Origin of the sequence: Lentzea roselyniae (assembly GCF_039537795.1) — a bacterium.
Lineage (GTDB): Bacteria > Actinomycetota > Actinomycetes > Mycobacteriales > Pseudonocardiaceae > Lentzea > Lentzea atacamensis.
Genome location: NZ_BAABBE010000004.1, coordinates 334,966 through 358,580, shown reverse-complemented (window position 1 = coordinate 358,580; position 23,615 = coordinate 334,966). Strand labels below are relative to the sequence as shown.

Below are 23,615 nucleotides of genomic sequence, written 5' to 3'. Positions count from 1 at the left end.
AGTTGGTTCAGCAGAGGTCGTCGAGCTCCTCGACGAGTTCGCGCAGCTCCCTCGCACTGCGGCGGGGGAGCCTCGCGATGACGTGGTCGAGAAGTTCCCGCGACCAGAGCGCCTCGCCGGCCTCGTAGTCGTAGTGAGCTTCGTGTTCCTTCAGCCACCGCCGGTGGAACGGATTTCGCACGAAGTCCGACCACTGTTCGAGCGCGTCCGCACCACCGTGGCGATGCAGATCGGCCAGCAGACGGGTCGATGCGCCGTGGATCGGGCGGAGTCTGCCTCTGGGAGGCACCGGGCGCCTACGCGGCATGGCCCTTTCGGTTGGTCATGACGGTCACGCTAGTAGATGTCGTCGAGCTCATCGAGTCGTTTGCGCAGTTCCTTCGAGCTCTTGCGGGGGAGTGCGAGTGTGACGAACTCGAGCAGCTCGCGGGCCTCGTACGGGTCGAAGCAACAGTCGCAGACCGGTGGCGGGAACTCCGGGCCGATGTCGGTGTCCCGGAACCTGAGGTACGGGGACTTGTGCATGAACCGGGTCCAGCGTTGGAGCAGGACTCCGACGTAGGACGGGTAGAGGTAGTTGCGGGTGAGCTCGAGCTGGTCGACGTCGGCCAGCAGGCGTGGCGAGAACCCGCGCATCACCGGGTACCGGAAGATCGGGCCGCGCTTGCGCGGACGCCGAGCAGCGGGGTGCCTACGCGGCACGGCCCCTTTGGTTGGTCATGCCGACCATTGTGCCGCTAGTGGAAAGCGTTTTGTGCGGCTTCCAGGCCCTTGGTGACCAGGGCCTCTGTCGCGTCCGCCGCCCGGTCGATCTCCAGTGCGAGCTGCTTGCGCTCCACAGTGGAGAAGTCCTTCAGGACGTAGTCGGCGGGGTCCTGGCGACCCGACGGCCGGTCCACGCCGAAGCGGACGCGGAAGTAGTCCTTGGTGCCCAACGACTTCGTGATCGAGCGGAGTCCGTTGTGGCCGTTGTCGCCGCCGCCCAGCTTCATGCGGATGGCGGCGAACGGGAGGTCCAGCTCGTCGTGGATCACGACGATGGCGGTGGGCTTGAAGAACTTCACGGCGCTCGCGACGGGGCCGCCGGAGAGGTTCATGAAGCTGCGGGGCTTGGCCAGCACCACGCGGTGGCCGCTGAGGCGGCCCTCGACGATCTCGGCACCCGACTTGTGGGCCTTGAACTTGCCGCCCACCCGGCCGGCGAGTTCGTCGAGGATCAGGAAGCCGATGTTGTGGCGGTTGCCCTCGTACTTGGGCCCTGGGTTGCCCAGGCCGACGATGAGCGTCAGATCATTTTGGGCGAGGTCATCGGCCACGGAACCGCAACTCCTGCTCGAGGTCGTCCAGCAACGCGTCCACGGCCTGCACCTGGTACCCCTTGCCCAGCAGGCCGGACGTGGTGCTGAACCGGGTGTTGCGGACCTCGGTGGAGGTCATGCCACCCCGGCCGTCCAGGTTGGCCGCGGCGCGGGCGATGAAGGCGTCGACTTCGGCGCGATCGTAGCCGGTGCCGGTCTTCGGCAGCTTGCGTGCGTAGAGGTCCTCGCTGGTGTTCAGGCCGGTCGGCGGCACGATGCCGTTGCGGACCTGGAACTCGAGGAGGTGCAGGACGCCGTCGACGCTCAGGGGGTCGTAGCCGTTGGGGACCGTGGCGAACCTGACGGTGCGCACGTGGTCCGGGTTGAGGCGGATACGGCCTGCCAGGGCGTCGGCGACGATCAGCAGGAACTCGTTCACCTGGTCCGGGTCGTAGCCCTGCCGCTTGCGGCGGAAGGTCTTGGCCCGGATCTCGGTGGGCCGCAGGTAAGGCAACGGCGCGCCGCCCCCCTCGTGAGGAGGTGGCGCGCCGTTGGTCCGGCCCGACGTGATGGGGCTCAGCTTTCCTCGGTCGCCTCGACCGACGAAGCGGTCTCTTCGCCCTCGAGCTGCGAGGCGGACGGTGCTTCGTTGACGGCGACGACCAGGGCCTCGGCGTCGGTGACCAGGACGGCACCGGACGGCAGGTTCAGGTCGCTCGCGTGGATCTGCGTGCCTGCGGCGACACCGGCGATCGACAGCTCGATCTGGTCCGGGATGTGCAGCGCCTCGGCCTCGATCTGGATGGTGGTGAGGTCCTGGGTCACCAGCGTGCCCGAGGCGGGCTCACCGGAGATGACCAGCGGCACCTCGACCGTGACCTTCTCGCCACGCTGGACGAGAAGCAGGTCGACGTGCTCGATGTAGTTCTTGATGGGGTGCGTGGTGACGGTCTTGGTGAGCGCCAGCTCGTTCTCGCCGTCGAGGGCGAGGGTGAGGACGGCGTTCTGACCGTGCTCGCGGACAACACGGGCGAACTCGAGCGCTGGCAGGGCCAGGTGCTTCGGGTCGGAACCGTGGCCGTAGAGCACCGCGGGGATCTTGCCGGCGCGACGGGTACGGCGGGCTGCGCCCTTGCCGAATTCAGTGCGCTGCTCAGCGGCGAGACGGACCTCGGACACGGTGGGGCTCTCCTTACAAGTCTGGCCTTGTACGTCGGGGCGGTGCACAAGTATCAGCGTTGGGGTGGTGGCCAGCGGCGGCGAGCAGCGCGGGACGTCAACACGCGCGGCATCAAGCCACCGCGTCGATCACGCCGAGCCGGTTGTGAGGCTCGCCCTCGCCGAGGCAACCCGACCAGTGTAGGTGAGTGGGGATGGGGGAGGCCAATCGGGGGTGGTTGTGGGGTCCGCAGGTGGTCGGGTTGCACTGTCATGTGCCGGTTCCGAGGGTTTCTTGGGGCTCCGCCCCAGCGTGGCCGACGATCGGGCACGCGCCGCTCGCCTGCGGCCTCGCGAGAGAAAGCGAAGGGGGCCTCCCTGCGGAAGGCCCCCGTCAGGAGTCGAGCCGAGATCAGGCGTTGCCGTCGAACAGCGAAGTCACGGAGCCGTCCTCGAACACTTCCTGGATCACGCGGGCCAGCAGCGGAGCGATGGACAGCACGGTCATCTGCGGGAAACGCTTCTCCACCGGGATCGGCAGCGTGTCCGTGAAGACGACCTCGCGCGCGCCGCAGTTGGCGAGGCGTTCGGTGGCCGGGCCGGACAGGATGCCGTGCGTGGCAGCGATCACCACGTCGGCTGCGCCCTCGCCCAGCAGTTGCTTCACGGCGCCGGCGATCGTGCCGCCGGTGTCGACCATGTCGTCGATCACGATGCAGAGGCGGCCCTCAACCTTGCCGACCACGCGGTTCGAGACGACCTCGTTGGGACGAAGCGGGTCGCGGGTCTTGTGGATGAAGGCGATCGGGGCGCCGCCCAGGGTGTCCGCCCACTTCTCGGCCAGCTTGGTGCGGCCGGAGTCGGGGGAGACGACGGTGATCTCGTGGCCCGCGTACTTGCCGCGGATGTGGTCGGCCAGCAGGGGCATGGCCCACAGGTGGTCCACCGGGCCGTCGAAGAAGCCCTGGATCTGGGCGGTGTGCAGGTCGACGGAGACCAGGCGGTCGGCGCCCGCGGTTTTGAAGAGGTCGGCTACCAGGCGGGCCGAGATCGGCTCGCGGCCGCGGTGCTTCTTGTCCTGGCGGCTGTACGGGTAGAACGGCATGATCACGGTGATGCGCTTGGCCGAGGCGCGCTTCAGGGCGTCGACCATGATCAGCTGTTCCATCAGCCACTGGTTGATGGGGCTGGTGTGGGACTGGATGACGAACGCGTCGCAGCCGCGCACGGACTCCTCGAAGCGGACGAAGATCTCGCCGTTCGCGAAGTCGTAGGCCTGCTGCGGGGTCACCGTGACGTTGAGGTGCTTCGCGACCTCTTCCGTCAGCTCCGGGTAGGCACGCCCGCCGAAGAGCATCAGGTTCTTCTTCGGTGTGCCGGGCATCTGCGGGTTCACGGTCAGCGACCCTCCTCTGTCTCATCCGCATTCTGCTTCGCGAGGGCGGCTGCCGCTGCCTGAGCCGCGGCGGTTCCTTCACGTCGGCTGAGGACCCAGCCGTCGAGGTTGCGCTGTGGGCCACCGGACACGGCGAGCGCGCCTGGTGGGACGTTGCGGCGAAGGACGGTGCCCGCGCCCGTGTAGGCGCCGTCGCCCACGGTCACCGGTGCCACGAACATGTTGTCCGAGCCGGTCCGGCAGTGGGATCCGACGATCGTGCGGTGCTTGTTCACACCGTCGTAGTTGACGGTTACCGATGCTGCACCGATGTTGCTGTGATCGCCGATCGTGGCGTCGCCGATGTAGGACAGGTGGGGGACCTTGGAGCCCTCGCCGATCTGCGCGTTCTTGGTCTCGACGAACGTGCCGATCTTGCCCTTCACGCCCAGGGACGTGCCGGGGCGGAGGTAGGCGAACGGGCCGACAGAAGCGTTGGCGCCGATCACCGAGTCGCTGCCGTGGGTACGCACGACGGAGGCGCCGTCGCCCACGGTCACGCCGGACAGGGTGGTGTCCGGGCCGACGACGGCCTTCGCTCCGATGACGGTGCCCGCGCGGAGCTGCACGTTCGGCTCGATCAGCGCGTCCTGGCCGATCTGCACGTCGGCGTCGACCCAGGCGGAGGACGGGTCGACGAAGGTCACGCCGGAACGCAGGTGGCGCTCGACGATCCGGCGGTTCATCTCGGCGCCGACGGCGGCGAGCTGGACGCGGTCGTTGATGCCCTCGACCAGCCACGGGTCGGACGCGATCAGCGCGCCCACGCGGCGGCCGTCGCCGCGGGCGATGCCCAGGACGTCGGTCAGGTAGAGCTCGCCCTGCGCGTTGTCGGTGGACAGCCGCGACAGGCCGTCGCGCAGCACCGCCGCGTCGAACGCGTACACGCCGGAGTTGATCTCGTTGATCAGCTGCTCGGTCTCGTCCGCGTCCTTCTGCTCGACGATCCGCTGCACGGAACCGTCGGAGTCGCGCACGATCCGGCCGTACCCGGTGGGGTTCTCCACCACGGCCGTCAGCACCGTCACCGCGTTGCCCGCGGCGGCGTGCTCCGCCAGCAGCGCCTTGAAGGTCTGGGTGTCGAGCAGCGGCACGTCGCCGTAGCTCACGATCACCGTGCCGGCCAGGTCGTGCGGCAGCTCGGCCAGGCCGCAGGAGACCGCGTGCCCGGTGCCCTTCTGCTCCGCCTGCACCGCGACGGTGACCTTGCGTCCCAGAGCACCGGCGAGGTTCTCGAGATGCTCGCTGACGGCTTCACGGCCGTGACCGACGACGACGGCCAGGTGATCGGGGTCTGTGCCGGCCGCCGCGCGCACCGCGTGTTCGACGAGTGAACGTCCGGCGATCCGGTGCAGCACCTTCGGCGTGGATGACCGCATGCGGGTGCCTTCCCCGGCGGCGAGCACGACCGTGCTGACAGGGCCCTCGAGCATCAATGCTCTCCCTAACAGGCTGGGTGGTTCCAAGTCCGCGGACCAGCCTAAGCCTCCGCGGACGGCTCCCCCGCCACTGCCGCAACCTGGCAGCCACCCTGGCGCTTCGCCACGTACATCGCCGAGTCGGCCCGGGACAGGGCCTGGTTGGCGGTTTCCCGGGGGCGCAGCGAGATGACGCCGACCGACAGCGTGACACCCCGCGAGAGGTCGATTGGCAAGCCTGCCACGGCATCCACGGCCCGGCCGAGGGCTGCCTCCGCGGCGTGCAGAGGGGCCCCTGGCAGCAGCACCACGAACTCGTCGCCGCCGTAGCGGGCAACCATGTCGTCGCCGCGCAACGCCTGCCGGAGTGTGCTGGCAATCACCCGAAGAACATCATCACCCTCGGCATGTGAATGCCGGTCGTTGACACCCTTGAAGCCGTCGAGGTCGACCAGCGCGATGGAGAACGGGTCGACCTGACCGGCGATGAGCTCGCTCATCTTGTCGTCGAGCGCACGCCGGTTCGGCAGTCCCGTCAGCGGGTCCTGCAACGCCTGCTGCGCGATCGCACCGTGTGCGCGCGTCAGCCGCTCGTGTTCACGTCGCGTCGTCAACGTGGCCACTCGGGACTCGCGCATCGCCCACAGCTCGGCTTCCAGCGCCGCGTTGTAGGCCTCCAGCGCCGACGTCGTGTGCGGGCCGCAGAGGTGCGCGTACTCGCGTTCCAGCGACAGCACCAGCGACGGCTCCGACGTGTCGTGCTCCATCTGCGTGCGGGTGTCGCCGATGACCTTCAGCGCGTCGTCCAGCCGGTTCGCCTCGACCAGGCACCTGGCCAGCGCGATCGCGACGATGATCAGCTCCCGCGCGTACATCGAGAGGCCGCGCAACGACCACAGCCGGTCGAGGTGGTCCTCGCTCGGGTTCGTCAGCGCCTGCGCGGCACCCAGGATCGGCACCTGTTCGGCGGCGGGGAGGTCACGCCTGCCGGGGTGCAGCGACTGCCGGAACGGCACCTCGGCGGCCTCCGCGAGACCGGCGGCGAACGCGAACTGCTCGTGCGCCTGGTCGTGGAAGTTCACTCGTTCGAGCCGCAGTCCCCAGCCGATCCGCAGCCGGGTCCTGTTCACCAGGTGCACGTAGATCTGGTGCGGCTGACCGCTCTCCCACAGGGGGTTGTGGCCGCGGGCGAGCACGTCGTCGGCCATCTCGTAGACACCGAGCTGGGTCAGCACCAGTGCGATGTCCTGCAGCGTCGTGGCCAGCAGCTGGTCCCACGTCCGCTTGTCGAACACCGGGTCGGTCTCCGGTTCCTCGTCGAGCATCATCGCGAGCGCCGCCGCGATCTCGGTCAGCGCCTTGTCCTCGGCGTTGCCCAGCAGGAACCGGCGTCCGCGCAACGCCCGCGCGTCCGCCTCCAGCACGATCAGACCGTGGCGGCGGCAGTGGCTGAGCATCTCGTCGAGCTGGGGGTCGGACATGTCGACGAGCCCCGGCGTCACCAGCCGGACCACGGCCGCGGCTCTGAGCAGCTGCGCGACGATGCGGGGCTCACCACGGCCCTGCGCCTCGGCGAGGATGTGGTCGATCTCGGACGCCGCGTCGAGCTGCGCGGCGAGGTGACTGCTCTGGGCCACGGCGACAAGCTCGCTCGCGCGGCCCACCAGCCACGCGTCGGACATCTCGTGGTGGCGGTGGCCCACGTTGCCCTGCTCGTCGACCGTTTCCTCGGGCAGCTTCGCACCTCCCAAAGACCACAAGATCTCATGCCCTGCTCCGCCACCAGGATTCGAACCTGGACCATCGGAACCAAAATCCGAGGTGCTGCCTTTACACCATGGCGGAATGGGCGAACTCGCGCCCGCCCTGCGCACATGTTGTCACGAGACGTCCTCCTCGTGTCCAACCACCACTCATCCGGCTCAGTTCAAGATCACGGCTTGGCGCCGATTGACCTGGTCAGGAAGTCTCCGAGCGCGCCGCGATACGTGTCGGTCGCCACATTCCATCCCGAAGTGTGGTCGGCGCCGGGGATCTCCACGTACTGCAGCGGCCACCCCAGTCCGTTCGCCGCGGTCGCCAGATCGCGTGACGACTGGGCCGGCACGGTGCCGTCCGCGGAGCCGTGGAAGAGCAGTGTCGGAGGCTTCAGCGCGGGCGGGTTGCGGACGAGGTCGAACCGGTCGAAGTCGATGCCGGCACGCCATCCGGACACCAGCTCGGCGACCGGGGTGAGCCATGTCGGCACGCCCCGGTTCTCCGCCTGGAGGTTCAGCGTCTGCGTCCAGTTGGTGACGGGGGAGTCGAGCACGACGCCGTTGACCGCCGCCGCGACGCTCGAACGGGCCAGCGTCTGGCCGACGATCGCGCCGCCCATCGACCAGCCGTAGAGCACGACCTTGCGCGCGCCCTGCGTCTGCGCGTACTTGATCGCGGCCTCGACGTCGCGCCACTCGGTGTCGCCGAGGTGGTAGAGGCCGTCCGGCGACGCGGGCGCGCCGACGTCGTTGCGATAGGTGATCAACAAAACGGGCAATCCAGCACTGTGCAGCTGAGGAACCACGCGCAGGGCCTCTTCGCGCGACGCGCCCCGCCCGTGCACGGTGATGACCCACGTGTCGTTGTTCGACGCCGGAACGAACCACGCGGGCATCTCACCGAGTTCGGAAGGCACCCTGACCTCGCTGTACACCAGACCCAGCGTGGTCTTGGGGTTGCCTTCGTAGACGTCGGTCTCGATGCGCACCTTGGTGCCCTCGGGCGGTGCGGTGCCCTCCAGCAGCGGACGTTCGACACGACCGTCCTTCGACGCCGCGATGTCACCGACCTTCGCGGCGCCGCCTGGCCAGACGATGCCGAAGGTGCCCCGTTGCAGCGTGAGCTTGGATTCGGCGAGCACGACGTTCTTGTCGTCAACGCCGAGCGAGGTCTCCGGATAACGCTGCGGCACTTCCTCCGGTTCGAGCAGTTCGCCGCTGTAGTACCAGCCGACGCCGCCCAGAGCGGCAGTGACCAGCACGAGCAGCACGAGCAGCGAGGTCACGGTGATCCGGATGATCTTGCGTCTGGGCATCTCCCGATGATGCCGCGCCAGGGTCTCGATTCCATGCGACACCGCGTGACGAAGCTGAGAACTGGCCGTGAGTTTCCACGTGAGTCTGGCGAAGCAGACCGGCCTAACCTACGCTTCCGTAAGTTACGGTTGCGTAGGTAAGCCCTTCATTCCCCAGAGGTATCCGTATGACCACGACGTTGGACCGGTCCACTGACCAGGGCCCGAAGCCGTTGACCGACGGACGGCGCAGTCACGCCGAGCAGCTCGGCGTGTACGTGTTCGTCATCGTTCCCTTCCTCGCTTTGCTCGCCGCTGTCCCCTTCGCCTGGGGATGGGGGTTGGGCTGGGTCGACGTGGCCCTCTTCGTCGCCTTCTACTACCTCTCCGGCCTCGGCGTGACGATCGGCTACCACCGGTACTTCACCCACGGCTCCTTCAAGGCCAACCGCGCGCTGAAGATCGGCCTCGCGATCGCGGGCTCGATGGCGCTGCAGGGCCCGGTCATCGACTGGGTGGCCGACCACCGCCGGCACCACGCGTTCTCGGACCGCGAGGGCGACCCGCACTCGCCGTGGCTCTTCGGCACCGGCCCGGCCGCGCTGGCCAAGGGCTTCTGGCACGCCCACATGGGCTGGCTGTTCGAGCGCGACAAGACGAACCACAAGCGCTTCGCCCCGGACCTGATGGCCGACAAGGACATCGTGTGGGTCGACAAGCTCTTCGTGCTGTGGACGACGATCTCGCTGGCCGCGCCCGGAATCCTGGGCGGCCTGATCACGTGGTCCTTCTGGGGCGGCGTGACGGCGTTCTTCTGGGCAGGCTTCGTCCGCGTCGCGTTCCTGCACCACGTCACGTGGTCGGTGAACTCGATCTGCCACATGGTCGGCGACCGCCCGTTCGCCGCGCGCGACCGTTCCGCCAACGTCTGGGCGCTGGCGATCCTGAGCTTCGGCGAGTCGTGGCACAACCTGCACCACGCCGACCCGACCTCCGCGCGCCACGGCGTGAAGCGCGGTCAGATCGACACCTCTGCCCGCCTGATCTGGATGTTCGAGAAGTTCGGCTGGGCGTGGAACGTGCGCTGGCCGAGCGAGCAGCGGCTGGCCAGGATCAGCGTCAAGGAGTGACAACGTAGGCTGACTCGGGTGACAAGGGTCAGGATGACGGGCAAGGAACGCCGCGAGCAGCTCCTGGACGTCTCCCGCGCCCTGTTCGCCGAGAAGGGCTTCGAAGCCACCTCGATCGAGGAGATCGCGCACCGCGCGAGCGTGTCGAAGCCCGTCGTCTACGAGCACTTCGGCGGCAAGGAAGGCATCTACGCCGTCGTCGTCGACCGCGAGATGCAGCGCCTGATGGACCAGATCGTCGAGGCGCTGGACGGCGGCAGTCACCCGCGCGAGCTGCTGGAGAAGGCGGCCTGCGCGCTGCTGGACTACATCGAGGGCTCGACGGACGGGTTCCGCATCCTGGTGCGGGACTCGCCCGTCGCTTCGTCTTCCGGCACGTTCTCGTCGCTGCTCAACGACATCGCCTCACAGGTCGAGCACATCCTCGGCGTGCACTTCGCCAAGCAGGGCTACGACCGCAAGCTCGCCGCGCTGTACGCGCAGGCGCTGGTCGGGATGGTCGCGCTGACCGGCCAGTGGTGGCTGGAGGTGCGCAAGCCCAAGAAGGACGAGGTCGCGGCGCACCTGGTCAACCTCGCCTGGAAGGGCCTCTCCGCGATGGACCACAAGCCCAAGCTGCGCATCCGTTCGTGAGCAGCTCGTTGCACCTTAGTAAGCGCGCATATAGTATGCGCGCATGTCAAAGTTCGAGTATGAACACAACGTCGAAGGACCCGGATCCGTGGACGCCGTGTGGGAGCTGTGGAGCGACGTCTCGCGGTGGCCGGAGTGGGACCCGAGCCTGGAGTCCGTGACGTTCGACGGCCCGTTCGCCGAGGGCGCGACCGGCACGCTGGTGATCAAGGGGCAGGGCCCGATCGACTTCGTGCTCACCGGGATCGAGGAGAAGGCCGGTTTCGTCGACGAGACGTCCGTGCCGGGCGCGCTCATCCGCTTCGGGCACCGGGTCGAGGAGCTGCCGGAGGGACGGTTGCGGGTCTCCTACGACGTGGTGATCGAGGGCCCGGCCGCGCAGGCACTCGGCCCCGTCGTCACGGCCGACCTGCCGCAGGCGCTGGAGCTGCTGGTGAAATTGGCGTCGTGACGCGGTTCTCGGGCCCGGACGACTCACCGGGCTTCCTGTTGTGGCGGGTGACGCTCGCGTGGCAGCGGGCCATGCGGGCGGCGCTGGCCCCGCACGACCTCACGCACGTGCAGTTCGTGCTGCTCGCGTCGTTGTGGTGGCTGGTCAACCACGGCGGCGCGCCCTCGCAGCAGCGCCTGGCCGAGCACGCCGGCACCGACCCGATGATGACCTCGCAGGTCCTGCGCAAGCTCGCGGATCGTGCGCTGGTCTCACGTGAGGTCGATCCGGCGGACTCCCGTGCGCGGCTGCTTTCGCTGACACCTGAAGGCAAAGCGCTGGTGGCGAAGGCCATGAAGGACGTCGAGGACGCCGACGTCGCCTACTTCGCGGGGTTGGGCGACGAGCAGCAGGCGTTCGTCCGCGGCCTCACGCGGCTCCTGTGAGCCTGAGCAGCTTGTCGTTGGAGCCGTTCGACGTCGTGATGTAGAGCGACCCGTCCGGCGCGGTGCGGGCGGCGCGCAGCCGTCCGTACTTGTCGTTCAGCTCCTCGGGAATGCTGACGTTCTGCACCTTCCCGGCGTCGTCGAGCGTGAAGAGCATCAGCTTCGAGCCCTTCAGCGCCGTGATCGCGAGCTTGCCGTTCCAGAACTCCGCCTGGCAGATCGCCTCCGTCGGCGACCCGGACGACCACACGGCCGGGATCGCGTTCGGGAACCGCTCCAGGTCGGTCATGGGCACGTCCTCGTCGTACCTGTTCTGCGTGCCGCCCTTCGACGGGTCCCACCCGTAGTTCGCGCCGGCCTTGAGCAGGTTGACCTCGTCGTCGACGCCGGGCCCGTGCTCGCTGGAGAACACCTGGTCGCTGTTCGGCCGGAACGCCACGCCCTGCACGTTGCGGTGGCCGTAGGTGTAGATCCGGCGTTCGTTGGCGTTGTTCGAGCTCGCGAACGGGTTGTCCCTCGCGCCCTCACCGGTCTCGGGGTCGATCCGCAGCACCTTGCCGCCGAGGCTGGTCTTGTCCTGCGGGTTGCGGGGCTGCGCGATGTCACCCGTCGCGACGAACATCGTCCCGTCCGGCGCGAGGGTCGGCCGGCACCCGGAGTGCCTGCCGCTCGGATTCGAGGGCATGCCGGTGAGCAGGTCCTTCACCTTGGTGGCCTTGGTGCCTTCGAGGCGGAACGTCACCAGCCGCACGTCCCGGGAGGTGTTGTAGCAAGCCGTGAAGCGTTGGCCGTCGGGGTGCACGACGAGGCCCATCAGGCCGCCTTCGCCACGCACCTGCACGTCGGACAGACTCACGTCGACCGGCGTGACCTGGCCGTTCCTGACGAGCTTGATGCGGCCGGGGCGTTCGGTGACCAGCATGGACCCGTCGGGCAGGAAGCCGACGTCCCAGCCGTGCTCGAAGCCCCCGGCCACCTCTTCGATCTTCAGGCCCTGTGGCGCGGGCGCCCTGGACGGCGCGGTGCCGCCCGGCTCCGGCGCGGCACAGGCCGCGACCACCAGCACAAACCCAGCTGCAACCAGTGCGCGCATGTCCTAACTATGCGTTTGGTGCCGTGGAGGTTCCGTAAGGCCGCTCAACAGGCAGCAACGCGCGCGCTTTGTCGTCATCCCCTGCACGCACCGCCGCGTGCACCTCACGAGCCAGCGAGGTCACATCGGTGATGCTGACCGTCCACTCGTGCACGTACTTCTGCACGGCCTCACGCGTCAGCCCGATCTGGATCGACCGGTGCGGCAACGCCTCATGCCGAAGACCGCGCTCCGGATCCCACTGCACCCGCACCGACGGCTTGCCCGAGATGTTGCTCTCGACCGCGTTCGTCACCGCCCAGTCGAACCCCTCACGGGTGATCCGCACGGCCAGCACGCGCTCCTGGCCCTCCTTTTGCGCGTACCCGCAGCGGTACATCATCCAGAGGAACGACGGCTTGATCCACGTCATCCGCTCCATCTTGAACGGCGCCACGAACCGCTGCGCCGCCACGGCCGGTGAGGCGATCGCAGGCGAATACGCCTGGTAAACCACTATGGACTGATCGTCGTAGTCAGCCCTGATCTCTCTCATTTCCACGCACACAGGGTGACGGGTCGAGCCCCGCCGGAGCCACCCGTTAAGTGGTCGCGGAACGAGCTAAGGTGGGTGGTGAGACCCCTCGTCCCAGGCAGGGGTCTGTCTGGCGTTCCGCACTCGACGGGGTTTCTCACATGCCGCTGCTCGGCCTGCTCGATGGTGTCCTGCCCGACAAAGCCCTCCGCACGTTGATCGACTCCGCCGGTGTGCCCGAGCTGGAGCTGGACGGTCCGCTGGCCGCCCGCCCGCTCGTCGCCGCGGCGCTGTCCACCGCCAAGCCCGTCCTCGCCGTCACCGCCACCGGGCGCGAGGCCGAGGAGCTGGCCGACGTCCTGCGCGACCTGGTCGGCCACGACAAGGTCGCGTTCTTCCCCAGCTGGGAGACGCTGCCCCACGAACGGCTCTCGCCCCGCGCGGACACCGTGGGCGCGCGGCTGCAGGTCCTGCGGCGGCTCAAGCACCCCGAGGGCAACCCGATCAGGATCCTCGTCACGACCGTGCGCAGCCTCATCCAGCCGATGGCGCCGGACCTGGGTGAGCTGAAGCCCGTTCACCTCGTGGTGGGCGAGGAACAGGACTTCGCCGAGCTGATCACGCGGCTCGCGGAGAACGCCTACACGCGCGTCGACATGGTCGAGAAGCGCGGCGAGTACGCGACCCGCGGCGGCATCCTCGACATCTTCCCGCCCACCGCGGAGCACCCGTTCCGCGTCGAGTTCTGGGGCGACGAGGTCAGCGAGATCCGGCCGTTCTCCGTGCAGGACCAGCGGTCGCTGCCGGACGAGGTCACGGAGTTCGTCGCGCCGCCGTGCCGCGAGCTGCTGCTGACCGACGACGTGAAACAGCGCGCGGCCGATCTCGCGGAGGAGCACCGGTCGGACGCCCACCTCGCCGAGATGCTGGAGAAGATCTCCAACGGCATCGCGGTCGAGGGCATGGAAGCGCTCATCCCCGCGCTCTGCCCCGGCGAGCTTCAGCTGCTCACCGAAGTCGTTCCCGCGGGAACCCACGTCCTGCTCAACGACCCGGAGAAGATCCGGGCGCGTGCCGCCGACCTCGTGCGCACCGGTCAGGAGTTCCTCGAAGCCTCCTGGATGGCCGCGGCGGGCGGTGGCAAGGCGCCGATCGACCTCGGCCGCAGCGCCTACCAGAGCATCAGCGAGATCGCGGAGAAGGCCCGCGCCAACGGCCGTCCGTGGTGGACGCTCACCCAGCTCACCACCGACGCGCCGGACGTCGTGCACCTCGACGTGAAGCCGGTCGAGGCGTACCAGGGCGACGTCGAGCGCGCGTTCGCCGACCTCAAGGCGCACACCGCGACGGGCGGCGCGGCCGTGCTCGTGGTTCCGGGTGCCGGTACCGCGCAGCGCGCCGTCGAGCGGCTCAAGGAAGCCGACGTCTCCGCGATCTGCGTCGAATCCCTTGACGAGGCACCGAAAGCGAGCACCGTCACGGTCGTCCGCGGTGCGCTCGAGGACGGCTTCGTGCTGCCGGACCTCGCGCTGGTCGTGCTCACCGAGACCGACCTGACCGGCGGCCGCGGTGGAACGTCCACGAAGGACATGCGCAAGATGCCTTCGCGGCGGCGCAACGCGGTGGACCCGTTGGCGCTCAAGGCGGGCGACTTCGTGGTGCACGAGCAGCACGGCATCGGCAAGTACGTGGAGATGGTCCAGCGCACGGTCGCCGGAGCCACCCGCGAGTACCTGGTGCTGGAGTACGCGTCGTCCAAACGCGGCCAGCCCGGCGACCGGTTGTTCGTGCCGACCGACCAGCTCGACGAGGTCAGCCGGTACGTCGGCGGTGAGCTGCCGACGCTCAACAAGCTCGGCGGCAGCGACTGGAAGAACACGAAGTCCAAGGCGCGCAAGGCGGTCAAGCAGATCGCGGCCGAGCTCGTGCAGCTCTACGCGGCACGGCAGAGCGCACCCGGCCACGCGTTCGCGAGCGACACCCCGTGGCAGCGCGAGCTGGAGGACGCGTTCGCGTTCACCGAGACGCAGGACCAGATGGCCGCGATCGACGAGGTCAAGGCCGACATGGAGCGCAGCGTCCCGATGGACCGCGTCATCTGCGGCGACGTCGGCTACGGCAAGACGGAGATCGCGGTCCGCGCGGCGTTCAAGGCGGTGCAGGACGGCAAGCAGGTCGCGGTGCTGGTGCCGACGACGCTGCTCGCCCAGCAGCACCTCAACACGTTCTCCGAGCGCATGCGGCAGTTCCCGGTGAACGTCAAGGGGCTCAGCCGGTTCACCGACCCCGCGGAGTCCGAGCAGGTGATCGCCGGGCTCGCCGACGGCGAGGTCGACATCGTGATCGGCACGCACCGGCTGCTGCAGAAGAACGTGCGCTACAAGGACCTCGGCCTCGTGATCGTCGACGAGGAACAGCGCTTCGGTGTGGAGCACAAGGAACACATCAAGGCCCTCCGCACGCACGTCGACGTGCTGACGATGTCAGCGACGCCGATCCCGCGCACGCTGGAGATGTCGCTCGCCGGCATCCGCGAGATGTCGACGATCCTGACCCCGCCGGAGGAACGGCACCCGATCCTCACCTACGTCGGCGCGTACGACGACAAGCAGGTCGGCGCCGCGATCCGGCGTGAGCTGATGCGCGACGGCCAGGTCTTCTACGTGCACAACCGGGTCTCCACGATCGAGAAGGCCGCGAAGCGCATCCGCGAGCTGGTACCGGAGGCCCGTGTCGTGACCGGGCACGGCCAGATGAACGAGGACAAGCTCGAGCACCTCATCCAGGGGTTCTGGGAACGTGAGTACGACGTCCTCGTCTGCACGACGATCGTCGAGACCGGCCTCGACATCTCCAACGCCAACACGTTGATCGTCGAGCGCGGTGACCTGCTCGGCCTCGCCCAGCTGCACCAGCTGCGCGGCCGGGTCGGCCGTGGCCGCGAGCGGGGCTACGCGTACTTCCTGTACCCGCCGGAGACGCCGCTGACCGAGACCGCGCACGACCGGCTCGCGACGATCGCGCAGAACACGGAGCTGGGCGCCGGCATGGCCGTCGCCATGAAGGACCTGGAGATCCGCGGCGCCGGCAACATCCTCGGCGCCGAGCAGTCCGGTCACATCGCGGGCGTCGGCTTCGACCTGTACGTGCGGCTGGTCGGTGAGGCCGTCGAGGCGTTCCGCAAGCACGCGGGAGCGGAGAGCACCGAAGAGGAGGAGCTCGCCGAGGTCCGGGTCGACCTGCCGGTCGACGCGCACATCCCGCACGAGTACGTGCCGGGCGAGCGGCTCCGGCTGGAGGCCTACCGCAAGATCGCGGCCGCCTCCGACGAGCCGGCGCTGCAGGCCGTCTGGGAGGAGCTCAAGGACCGCTACGGCACGCCGCCAGAGCCGGTGGAGCGGCTGCTCAGCGTCGCCCGGTTGCGGCACACCTGCCGCCGCCACGGCGTCACCGAGGTGATCGCGATGGGCCAGAACGTGCGGTTCGCGAAGCTCGAACTGCGCGACTCGCAGCTGGTCAGGATGCGCCGGTTGTTCCCGAAGGCCGTCTACAAGCAGGCCATGGGCACCGTGACGGTGCCTAGGCCGACGGAGGGAGCGGCAGGCGGCCGGATGGGTGCACCGCAGCTGCGTGACCAGGAGCTGCTGGACTGGTGTGGTGCGTTCCTCGACTCACTGGCGGGGACTCCCGTGACCCCGGTCACCACGGCGTGAGAAGGTAGATCCTCGTGAGCACTGTTCTGAAGCGTTTCTCGCTGGTCGGTGTTGCCGCGCTCTTCACGGTGTCGGCTGTCGGATGCGGCACCGGGCCCGCGAAGGCCGGCTCGGCCGCGATCGTCGGGGGTCAGACGATCAACCTGGAGACCGTCCAGGAACGCACCATCACGGTGCTCAAGAAGGAGCCCGCCGCCCAGCAGATGCAGGACCAGGGCAAGCTCGACCAGGTCTCCCGCCTGGTGCTGGCCGACGAGATCACGCACAAGATCGCCGAGCACGCTGCGCAGCGCGAGAACATCACGGTCGACGAGACCAAGGTGTACGACGCGGTGCAGGAGAAGGGTGGCCCCGAGGCCGCCGCGAAGCAGAGCGAGCAGGACGCCACCACGATCTACCGCCGTCAGCGCGACGTGCTGGTGATGGGTGAGCTGGCGAAGCGCAACCTCTCCACGCTCGAGGTCGTGATCGACTTCTTCCAGAGCAAGGACCCGAAGGAAGCGAAGGAGAAGGCCGCCGAGGTCGCGGCCGACCCCTCGAAGATGTCGCGGTTCATCCAGGAGGCCCCGCGCACCACGGGCGGGCAGCAGGCGTCGGCGACGAACCAGAGGGTCCGCGTCACCGAGAACCCGTCGCTGGTGCACACCACGCTGTGGGGCGTGAAGCCCGGCACCGTGGTCGCCTTCCCGGCCGACGAGCAGCAGTCGAGCTGGATGGTCGCGCTGGTCAAGGAGCGCAACCGGGTCTCGCCGGTGCCCGGTGAGGACGACCTCGCCGAGCGCATCGACCCGCGTCTGCTCGCCGCGTTCGGCCTGCGGATCGCGCAGTTCCACGCCGCCGACCTGGAGATCGAGGTCAACCCCCGCTACGGCGTGTGGGACCCGACCGACGCGACCGTCGTGGGCAACACCGGTGAGCGGGCCGGTTTCGTCGGCGTGACCGCGACCAAGAACAAGTCTTGATCACCGTCATCGTCCTGAGCGAGCGGCTCGACGCCGTGCTGCCCGCTGCCGCTCTGCCCGCGTTGCGTTCGGCCACGGCCGTCTACGCGGGCGAGGGCGTGCCTCTGGAGTTCTGGTCTCCCCTCGGTGTCGACGGGCCCGCGCCCGCGGCCGTGGAGGACGGCGCGGTGGTGATCACGACGTCGCCGGACGCGTATCCGGGGGCTCAGGTGATCACGACGCCGGAACCGATGGGAGCGGCGCTGCTCGACGCTGCCGCCGTGATGCACCGGCTGCGTTCCCCTGGTGGCTGTCCGTGGGACGCCGAACAGGACCACCTCTCGCTGCGGCAGTACCTGGTCGAAGAGACCTTCGAGCTGCTGGAGGCGATCGAGGACGGCGACCGCGCGGCGATGCGCGAGGAGCTGGGCGACGTCCTGCTCCAGGTGCTGTTCCACGCTCGGGTCGCGGCGGAGGACGCCGAAGATCCATTCGACGTCGATGCTGTTGCGTCTGAACTGGTGGCCAAGCTCGTCGGGCGTCATCCGCACGTCTTCGAGGGCCACGACCCGGCCGTGCACGACGCGACCTCGCAGCAGCACCGGTGGGAGGAGCTGAAGCAGGTCGAGAAGCGGCGTGAGTCCAGTGTGGACGGTGTCGCGCTCGGTCAGCCGGCGGTGGCGCTGGCCGCGAAGCTGGTGCAGCGCACCAAACGCGCGGGCTTCCCCGTCGACCTGCTGCCGGAGGGCGACGACACGGGCACGACGTTGTTCGCCGTGACCGCGCTGGCCAAGCTCGCCGGTGAGGACCCGGAGACGGAGCTCCGCCAGGTGTGCCGCCGTTTTGCCTCGAACGTCCGGGAAGCCGAGGCCAAAGCACGGGCCGAAGGTCTGGATTCGCTTACGGCAGAGGATTGGCGACGTTTTTGGCCCTCCTGAAACGGTGAACGTGGGCTAACGTCGATCTCGTGACTTACCTGCGGTATCCGCACCTGCGCGGTGACTTGGTGACCTTCGTGGCCGAGGACGACGTGTGGCTCGCGCCCGTCGCCGGAGGAAGGGCCTGGCGCGCGTCCGCCGATCAGGTACCGGCTCGCACACCTCGTTTTTCCCCTGACGGCACGCAGTTGGCCTGGGCCAGCTGGATCGACGGCGCCCCCGAGGTCAGGGTGGCGCCTGTGGACGGTGGACCGGCACGTCGGTTGACGCACTGGGGCGTCGGCCGTACGGCGGTGTCCGGCTGGCTGCCGGACGGCCGGGTGCTCGCCGTGTCGTGCACCGGTCAGATGTCGCGGCACCGCAAGCAGGCGCACGCGGTCCCGCTGGACGGCGGACCCGCCGAGGTGCTGCCGTACGGGTGGGTCAACGACGTCTCGTTCGGCCCGGACGGCCAGGTCGTCACGTCGTCCAGCTACATGCAGGAACCCGCGTGGTGGAAGCGGTATCGCGGCGGCACGGCGGGCAAGCTGTGGGTGGATCTCGCCGGTGATGGCGAGTTCACCCGGATTCTCGCTGATCTGAAATCGTCGCTGACCAACCCGATGTGGGTCGATGGGCGCATCGCGTTCCTGTCCGACCACGAGGGCGTCGGCAGCGTGTACTCGGTGCTGCCGGACGGCACCGACCTGCGCCGGCACACGGCAGGGGAGTTCTACGCACGCAACGCTTCCACCGACGGCTCGCGGGTGATCTTCCACCAGGCCGGCGAGCTGTGGCTGCTGGACGGCCTGTCCGACCTGCGCAAGCTCGACATCAAGCTCGGTGGCCCGCGTACGGGCCTGCAACGGCACCACGTCAACGCTTCCGGCAACATCGAGTCGTTCAGCGTCGACCACCGCGGCCGCGCGTCGGCCGTCGAGGTGCGTGGTTCCGTGCACTGGGTGACGCATCGCGATGGCCCGGTGCGCGCTCTGGCGGACCGCTCGGACGTCCGCGCGCGGCTGCCGAAGGTGCTCGGCGAGACCGACCACGTCGTGTGGGTGACCGACGTCGAGGGCGAGGAGGCCCTGGAGATCGCGCCGGTCGGCGGCGTCGAGCCGGGCAACACCGCTCGCAGGATCGCTTCCGGGCAGCTGGGCCGGGTCATGTCGCTGGCTGCCGCGCCCGATGGAGCGCGCGTTGCCGTTGCGACGCACGACGGCCGGTTGTTGTTGGTGGACATCGCTTCCGGCGAGGTGCGCGAGGTCGTCGCGGGCGCCAACGCGCACATCACGCACCTCGCGTTCTCGCCGGACTCGTCGTGGCTCGCGTGGTCGCATCCGGGCCCGATGCCGTTGCGGCACATCAAGATGGTGAACACCGCTGATCTGTCCGTTGTGGACGTGACGCCGCTGCGGTTCTCGGACTTCGCACCGACGTTCACCGAGGACGGCAAGTACCTGGCGTTCCTGTCGGTCCGCACGTTCGACCCCGTGTACGACGCGCACGTGTTCGACCTGTCGTTCCCCACCGGATGCCGTCCGCACCTCGTGCCGCTGGCCGCCACCACGCCGTCGCCGTTCCACCCGATGCACGGCGGGCGTCCGGTCGACGACGAGGACAAGGACTCCGACGACGAGGACGAGAAGCCGTCGACGACGAAGGTCGACCTCGAGGGCCTCGCCGACCGCGTCGTACCGGTGCCCGTCGCGGCCGCCAAGTACGTCTCGCTGAAGGCTGCGCGCGGCGGGTTGCTGTGGTTGCGCCGGCCGTTGCTCGGGGTGCTCGGCGACAACCTGGCCTCGCCGGACGCCCGCCCGCCGCGAACCGTCCTGGAGCGCTTCGACTTCGCGAAGCAGAAGACGGAGTGCCTGGCGGACAGCGCGGAAGCGTTTGCGGTGTCCGGTGACGGCAAGCGCATGGTCATCGAGGACCGCGGTGACCTGCGGGTCGTGCCGTCCGACAGCAAGGTCGACGACGACTCGTCCGACTGCGTGGAGATCGACCTGTCGCGCGTGCGGGTCGTGGTCGATCCGGCCGCCGAGTGGGCGCAGATGTACGCCGAGAACGGCCGGCTCATGCGCGACCACTTCTGGCGCACCGACATGGGCGGCGTCGACTGGCAGGGCGAGCTGGACCGCTACCGGCCGCTGGTGGCCCAGGTGGGCAGCCACGACGACCTGGTCGACCTGCTGTGGGAGGTGCAGGGCGAGCTCGGCACCTCGCACGCCTACGTCTGGGGCGAGTCGACGAGCGTGCCCGCGTCCCGCCGCCAGGGCCTGCTGGGCGCCGACCTGGTCCGGCAGGGCGACTCGTGGATCGTTGGCCGCGTGATTCCGGGTGAGACCTCCGACCCGCACGCCCGTTCGCCGCTGGCCGCGCCGGGTGTGGCCGTGCGCGCGGGCGATGCCATCGTGGCCGTGGACGGCCGTCCGGTGGGTCTGTCCGGCCCTGGCGCGTTGCTGGTGGGTACCGCCGGGAAGCCCGTGGAGCTGACGGTGCGGCCTGCCGGTGGTGGCGAGCTGCGCAGGGTCGTGGTCGTGCCGCTGGCCGACGAGGAGCCGCTCCGCTACCACGACTGGGTGGCGAACCGCCGTGCCTTCACGCACTCGCTGTCCGGTGGCCGCGTGGGCTACCTGCACGTGCCGGACATGATGGGCGCCGGCTGGGCGCAGCTGCACCGCGACCTGCGCGTGGAGCTGGCGCGGGAGGCTCTGGTGCTGGACGTCCGCGAGAACGGCGGCGGCCACACGTCCCAGCTGGTGATCGAGAAGCTCGGCCGCAAGGTCATCGGCTGGTCGGTGGCCCGCGGCTACACGGCGTCCGAGCCGTACCCGCAGGACGCACCGCGCGGTCCGGTCGTCGCGGTGGCCGACGAGTTCGCCGGTTCCGACGGCGACATCGTGAACGTGGCCATCAAGGAACTGGGCATCGGACCCGTCGTCGGCGTCCGAACCTGGGGCGGAGTCATCGGCATCGACATGCTCTACACGCTCGTCGACGGCACCATGGTCACCCAACCGAGGTACGCATCCTGGTTCAAGGGCCACGGCTGGGCAGTGGAGAACTACGGTGTCGACCCGGACATCGAGGTGGTCATGACCCCATCCGACCGCGCTTCCGGGCGCGATCCGCAGTTGGAGAAGGCAGTTTCATTGGCTCTGGAAAGCCTTTCATCTTCGCCAGCTGCTCACGCTCCGGAGTTGCCGCCGCTGACCTGACAACCCCATCGTGTGACTAAAGAACTGTGACGGACTGTTCCATGTGGACGATCAACCACATGGAACAGTTGTCACCGTTCGGGGGTGTGCCAGATGAGTCACCGTGAAGAGCCGCGCAGCGGTCGCGGGTGCTTCGGAGCTGTGGTCGTCGTGCCGTTCCTGGCACTCGGCGGCATGTTCGCGCTGATCGCGCTGACGGGGTCGCCGGACGAGTCGCCGCTCGCTGCGCCGCCGCCGGCCCGGCCCACCTCGCAGTGGTGGACTGAGCCGTTCGAGACCGGTACGTCGCTCTCCACCGTCACGGAGACCGTTGTGATGGAGGGGGCGGTGCGAGAGGTTCGGACGGCTCGGATGGCCACGCAGACTCGGGTTGCGGTGTCGACTGTCACCGAGACTGTTCGGGCCACTGGGAAGCCGCCCGTCACTGGGCGGAACGAGCCGCCTGGTGGAGAGCCGGAGCCGGAGCCGGAGCCTTCGGAGACGTCTTCGCCGGTTGTCACTTCCAGTTCTGTGGCTGGGCCGCCGACGGTGGAACCGACCGGGACTTCTGCGCCTGCTGATCCTGTTACTGAGGTTCCGCCTACTTCTGCGCCTCGGTCTGAGGATCCGGTTCCGCCCACTACGCCCACGACGCCTGCCTCGCCTTCTGTGCCCGTTGAGCCTCCTTGTGAGCGGGGGGAGCCTGGGGGTGGGGAGGCTTCTGGGCCTGGGGAGCGGTCTGAGCCGGGGGAGCGTTCGGAGGCGGTTGAACGTTCGGAGCCGGTTGAACGTTCGGGTGAGCCTTCTGGAGAGGGTTCCGTTGGGGTGAGTGTTGAGTTGCCGTTGCCTTCCCCTGCCGAGGTTTTGTCCACGTCCTCCGCGCCTTCGGCAGGGGCCTGATAGGAGGGGGTTGGGGGTTTCTTCCGCCAAGCCCCAACCCTCTTCAGGGCTTTTGGAACGCACGATTGCTTTAGAACGCACAGATTGTTTGTGCAGTGCGGGGCTGGGTGTTGCCCGTGCCGGTCTGCCCCGACTTGGCCGGCACCACGTCCTCCGGGTCACCTGGCCTGCGGGGCAGCGGCTTTGGCTGCTGCCCCGTTTCTGCTTGTGCGCATGGGGTCCGTGGTCGTCCTCCGGTTGGGTTTGGCGGGGTTCCGGTTTGTTGTCCGTAGGTGGTCGCGTTGGCACCGGACGCTGCGGTTGGCGGGGTCTGGGGCTCCGCCCCAGACCCCGCCAATCTGATCAAAGACCCACCAGCGCCACGCGCGGGTAGACGGCACGCCGGTTGGTTTGGGCGGCTTGCGGTTGCGTAGGTGGTTGCGTTTGCGTGGGGGGCCCGGCACGACTCGTGACGAGATCCACCCCACGGCGGCCCGCGTTGCTCAAAGCAGCTCGGCGTCGCCTTTGCTCGGCTTCGCCATCGCTTGAGTTCACCTGCGGCATCGCTTTTGGCTCGCCTTCGGCCTCGGCGCTCGCCCGTGCCTGGCAGCTCACCTGCGGTCTCGCCGCTCGCCTCGGCCCCGTCATTCGGTCTCGTCATTCGCCTGCGGTTTTGCAGGCGCGAGGTGGTGCGTGTGTATGTGGGGTGTGGGGTGCTACGGCGCGACGCTTGCCCGTGCGTAGGCGTCGGCGCCGCTGAACACGCTTTGGCCGTACTGCACGGAGTTGTTGTAGGCCATTACCGCTGCCCACCAGCCTTGGCCTGTGCCCAGGTCTCGTGCGCCGCCTCCGCACAGGTAGCGGGCGGCGGTCAGGGCGGCGTCGTCGATGTTCTGCGGGTCTGCGGGCTGGCCGTCTCCTGCTGCTCGCTTTGCCCAGCGGTTCCAGGTGCCTGGGATGAACTGCATCGGGCCTACCGCGCGGTCCCAGGTCGTGTCGCCGTCCAGGCGGCCGCCGTCGGTGTCGCGGATTGCTCGTAGGCCTGGGGAGCCGTCCAGGGGGATGCCGATGATCGGGCGGGTTGGGAGGCCGTTGTCCTGCAGGCGGGAGCCGTTGATGTTGCCGTGGCGGGACTCCACTCGGCCGATGCCCGCAAGGGTGGCCCAGGAGATGCGGCAGGCGGGAGCTTCGCGTTGCATGGCCAGGTCGGCGGCGGCGTAGGCGTGGACGGCTCGTAGGGGGATGTCGGTTTTTGAGGCCACTCGGGTTGCCCACTCGCCTAGTGGGTTGGTGTCCGCTGTGGCGGTGTTGCCCGGGGCGGCCGCGCTGCCTGGGGCGGCGGCGCCTGGTTCTACCTC

The 23,615-nt window shown here is 68.9% G+C and carries 21 protein-coding genes and 1 tRNA gene; 8 read left to right on the top strand and 14 right to left on the bottom strand.

The genetic code is table 11. The annotated features are described in order from the left end of the window. Window positions 1-7: 7 nt before the first annotated feature. From ABFX45_RS09340 to ABFX45_RS09295, 10 genes are all read right to left on the bottom strand, one after another. Complete coding sequence (locus ABFX45_RS09340) at window positions 8-307, bottom strand: hypothetical protein (protein ID WP_346129024.1); 300 nt, start codon at window positions 305-307, stop codon at window positions 8-10. 29 nt (window positions 308-336) lie between these two features. Then, window positions 337-702, bottom strand: coding sequence for a hypothetical protein (locus tag ABFX45_RS09335; protein WP_346129022.1), 366 nt, complete (start codon window positions 700-702; stop codon window positions 337-339). A gap of 35 nt (window positions 703-737) precedes the next feature. After that, window positions 738-1,316, bottom strand: a complete 579-nt coding sequence (gene pth, locus ABFX45_RS09330; protein ID WP_109632068.1) for an aminoacyl-tRNA hydrolase — start codon at window positions 1,314-1,316, stop codon at window positions 738-740. Next, window positions 1,306-1,812: a DivIVA domain-containing protein gene (locus ABFX45_RS09325; RefSeq protein ID WP_233439191.1), complete on the bottom strand. Its 507-nt coding sequence runs from the start codon at window positions 1,810-1,812 to the stop codon at window positions 1,306-1,308. Before ABFX45_RS09325 ends, pth begins: the two co-directional genes overlap by 11 nt. A 62-nt stretch (window positions 1,813-1,874) precedes the next feature. After that, a complete protein-coding gene (locus ABFX45_RS09320) occupies window positions 1,875-2,477 on the bottom strand; it encodes a 50S ribosomal protein L25/general stress protein Ctc (protein WP_112228886.1) in 603 nt (200 codons plus the stop codon). Between the two features lie 391 nt (window positions 2,478-2,868). Continuing rightward, on the bottom strand, window positions 2,869-3,840 hold the full coding sequence (locus ABFX45_RS09315; protein ID WP_211337191.1) for a ribose-phosphate diphosphokinase: 972 nt from the start codon (window positions 3,838-3,840) through the stop codon (window positions 2,869-2,871). Between the two features lie 14 nt (window positions 3,841-3,854). Continuing rightward, on the bottom strand, window positions 3,855-5,324 hold the full coding sequence (gene glmU / locus ABFX45_RS09310) for a bifunctional UDP-N-acetylglucosamine diphosphorylase/glucosamine-1-phosphate N-acetyltransferase GlmU (protein WP_109632074.1): 1,470 nt from the start codon (window positions 5,322-5,324) through the stop codon (window positions 3,855-3,857). Window positions 5,325-5,371: 47 nt separating this feature from the next. Beyond that, window positions 5,372-7,060 carry a GGDEF domain-containing protein gene (locus ABFX45_RS09305; protein WP_233439192.1) on the bottom strand — a complete coding sequence of 563 codons (1,689 nt, stop codon included), beginning with the start codon at window positions 7,058-7,060 and terminating at the stop codon, window positions 5,372-5,374. A gap of 23 nt (window positions 7,061-7,083) precedes the next feature. Next, window positions 7,084-7,154 (bottom strand) — tRNA-Gln (locus tag ABFX45_RS09300). An 88-nt stretch (window positions 7,155-7,242) separates the two neighbouring features. Beyond that, window positions 7,243-8,382 (bottom strand): alpha/beta hydrolase family protein, encoded by a 1,140-nt coding sequence (locus tag ABFX45_RS09295; RefSeq protein ID WP_346129018.1) that lies wholly within the window; start codon window positions 8,380-8,382, stop codon window positions 7,243-7,245. Between the two features lie 167 nt (window positions 8,383-8,549). Between ABFX45_RS09295 and ABFX45_RS09290 the strand changes: the two genes are divergently transcribed. The 4 genes from ABFX45_RS09290 to ABFX45_RS09275 are packed head-to-tail and all read left to right on the top strand — an operon-like array spanning window position 8,550 to window position 11,000. After that, complete coding sequence (locus ABFX45_RS09290) at window positions 8,550-9,491, top strand: acyl-CoA desaturase (RefSeq protein ID WP_109632077.1); 942 nt, start codon at window positions 8,550-8,552, stop codon at window positions 9,489-9,491. A gap of 33 nt (window positions 9,492-9,524) precedes the next feature. Next, complete coding sequence (locus ABFX45_RS09285) at window positions 9,525-10,124, top strand: TetR/AcrR family transcriptional regulator (protein WP_109632080.1); 600 nt, start codon at window positions 9,525-9,527, stop codon at window positions 10,122-10,124. Between the two features lie 43 nt (window positions 10,125-10,167). Beyond that, on the top strand, window positions 10,168-10,575 hold the full coding sequence (locus ABFX45_RS09280) for an SRPBCC family protein (protein WP_346129015.1): 408 nt from the start codon (window positions 10,168-10,170) through the stop codon (window positions 10,573-10,575). After that, a complete protein-coding gene (locus ABFX45_RS09275; RefSeq protein WP_346129013.1) occupies window positions 10,572-11,000 on the top strand; it encodes a MarR family winged helix-turn-helix transcriptional regulator in 429 nt (142 codons plus the stop codon). Before ABFX45_RS09280 ends, ABFX45_RS09275 begins: the two co-directional genes overlap by 4 nt. Here the strand turns inward: ABFX45_RS09275 and ABFX45_RS09270 are convergent. Both ABFX45_RS09270 and ABFX45_RS09265 read right to left on the bottom strand, forming a co-directional pair. After that, complete coding sequence (locus tag ABFX45_RS09270) at window positions 10,984-12,093, bottom strand: PQQ-dependent sugar dehydrogenase (RefSeq protein WP_346129011.1); 1,110 nt, start codon at window positions 12,091-12,093, stop codon at window positions 10,984-10,986. The two genes, ABFX45_RS09275 and ABFX45_RS09270, sit on opposite strands and share 17 nt — an antisense overlap. 7 nt (window positions 12,094-12,100) lie before the next feature. After that, window positions 12,101-12,628, bottom strand: coding sequence for a DUF4291 domain-containing protein (locus tag ABFX45_RS09265; RefSeq protein ID WP_211337192.1), 528 nt, complete (start codon window positions 12,626-12,628; stop codon window positions 12,101-12,103). 140 nt (window positions 12,629-12,768) lie between these two features. On the opposite strand from ABFX45_RS09265, the gene mfd reads away from it, so the two are divergent. Genes mfd through ABFX45_RS09245 form a run of 4 tightly spaced genes read left to right on the top strand, consistent with a single transcriptional unit; the run spans window position 12,769 to window position 21,399 of the window. After that, complete coding sequence (gene mfd, locus ABFX45_RS09260; protein WP_346129009.1) at window positions 12,769-16,320, top strand: transcription-repair coupling factor; 3,552 nt, start codon at window positions 12,769-12,771, stop codon at window positions 16,318-16,320. A gap of 14 nt (window positions 16,321-16,334) precedes the next feature. Beyond that, window positions 16,335-17,282 carry a hypothetical protein gene (locus ABFX45_RS09255; RefSeq protein ID WP_109632090.1) on the top strand — a complete coding sequence of 316 codons (948 nt, stop codon included), beginning with the start codon at window positions 16,335-16,337 and terminating at the stop codon, window positions 17,280-17,282. Beyond that, window positions 17,279-18,199, top strand: a complete 921-nt coding sequence (locus ABFX45_RS09250) for a nucleoside triphosphate pyrophosphohydrolase (protein WP_346129006.1) — start codon at window positions 17,279-17,281, stop codon at window positions 18,197-18,199. The genes ABFX45_RS09255 and ABFX45_RS09250 overlap by 4 nt, the downstream gene beginning before the upstream one ends. Window positions 18,200-18,228: 29 nt before the next feature. Continuing rightward, window positions 18,229-21,399, top strand: a complete 3,171-nt coding sequence (locus ABFX45_RS09245; protein WP_109632094.1) for a S41 family peptidase — start codon at window positions 18,229-18,231, stop codon at window positions 21,397-21,399. Between the two features lie 98 nt (window positions 21,400-21,497). Here ABFX45_RS09245 and ABFX45_RS09240 read toward each other — a convergent pair whose 3' ends face one another. Together ABFX45_RS09240 and ABFX45_RS09235 are read right to left on the bottom strand one after the other, a co-directional pair. Continuing rightward, on the bottom strand, window positions 21,498-21,701 hold the full coding sequence (locus ABFX45_RS09240; protein WP_170154744.1) for a hypothetical protein: 204 nt from the start codon (window positions 21,699-21,701) through the stop codon (window positions 21,498-21,500). A gap of 1,272 nt (window positions 21,702-22,973) precedes the next feature. After that, on the bottom strand, window positions 22,974-23,519 hold the full coding sequence (locus tag ABFX45_RS09235; protein ID WP_346129003.1) for a lysozyme family protein: 546 nt from the start codon (window positions 23,517-23,519) through the stop codon (window positions 22,974-22,976). Between the last annotated feature and the right edge of the window lie 96 nt (window positions 23,520-23,615).

What these genes read in the sequence shown, in the direction of transcription:
- ABFX45_RS09340 (WP_346129024.1), bottom strand. Translation starts at nt 307, where the DNA reads ATGCCGCGTAGGCGCCCGGTGCCTCCCAGAGGCAGACTCCGCCCGATC.
- ABFX45_RS09315 (WP_211337191.1), bottom strand. Translation starts at nt 3,840, where the DNA reads ATGCCCGGCACACCGAAGAAGAACCTGATGCTCTTCGGCGGGCGTGCC.
- glmU (WP_109632074.1), bottom strand. Translation starts at nt 5,324, where the DNA reads ATGCTCGAGGGCCCTGTCAGCACGGTCGTGCTCGCCGCCGGGGAAGGC.
- ABFX45_RS09295 (WP_346129018.1), bottom strand. Translation starts at nt 8,382, where the DNA reads ATGCCCAGACGCAAGATCATCCGGATCACCGTGACCTCGCTGCTCGTG.
- ABFX45_RS09290 (WP_109632077.1), top strand. Translation starts at nt 8,550, where the DNA reads ATGACCACGACGTTGGACCGGTCCACTGACCAGGGCCCGAAGCCGTTG.
- ABFX45_RS09285 (WP_109632080.1), top strand. Translation starts at nt 9,525, where the DNA reads ATGACGGGCAAGGAACGCCGCGAGCAGCTCCTGGACGTCTCCCGCGCC.
- ABFX45_RS09280 (WP_346129015.1), top strand. Translation starts at nt 10,168, where the DNA reads ATGTCAAAGTTCGAGTATGAACACAACGTCGAAGGACCCGGATCCGTG.
- ABFX45_RS09270 (WP_346129011.1), bottom strand. Translation starts at nt 12,093, where the DNA reads ATGCGCGCACTGGTTGCAGCTGGGTTTGTGCTGGTGGTCGCGGCCTGT.
- ABFX45_RS09265 (WP_211337192.1), bottom strand. Translation starts at nt 12,628, where the DNA reads ATGAGAGAGATCAGGGCTGACTACGACGATCAGTCCATAGTGGTTTAC.
- mfd (WP_346129009.1), top strand. Translation starts at nt 12,769, where the DNA reads ATGCCGCTGCTCGGCCTGCTCGATGGTGTCCTGCCCGACAAAGCCCTC.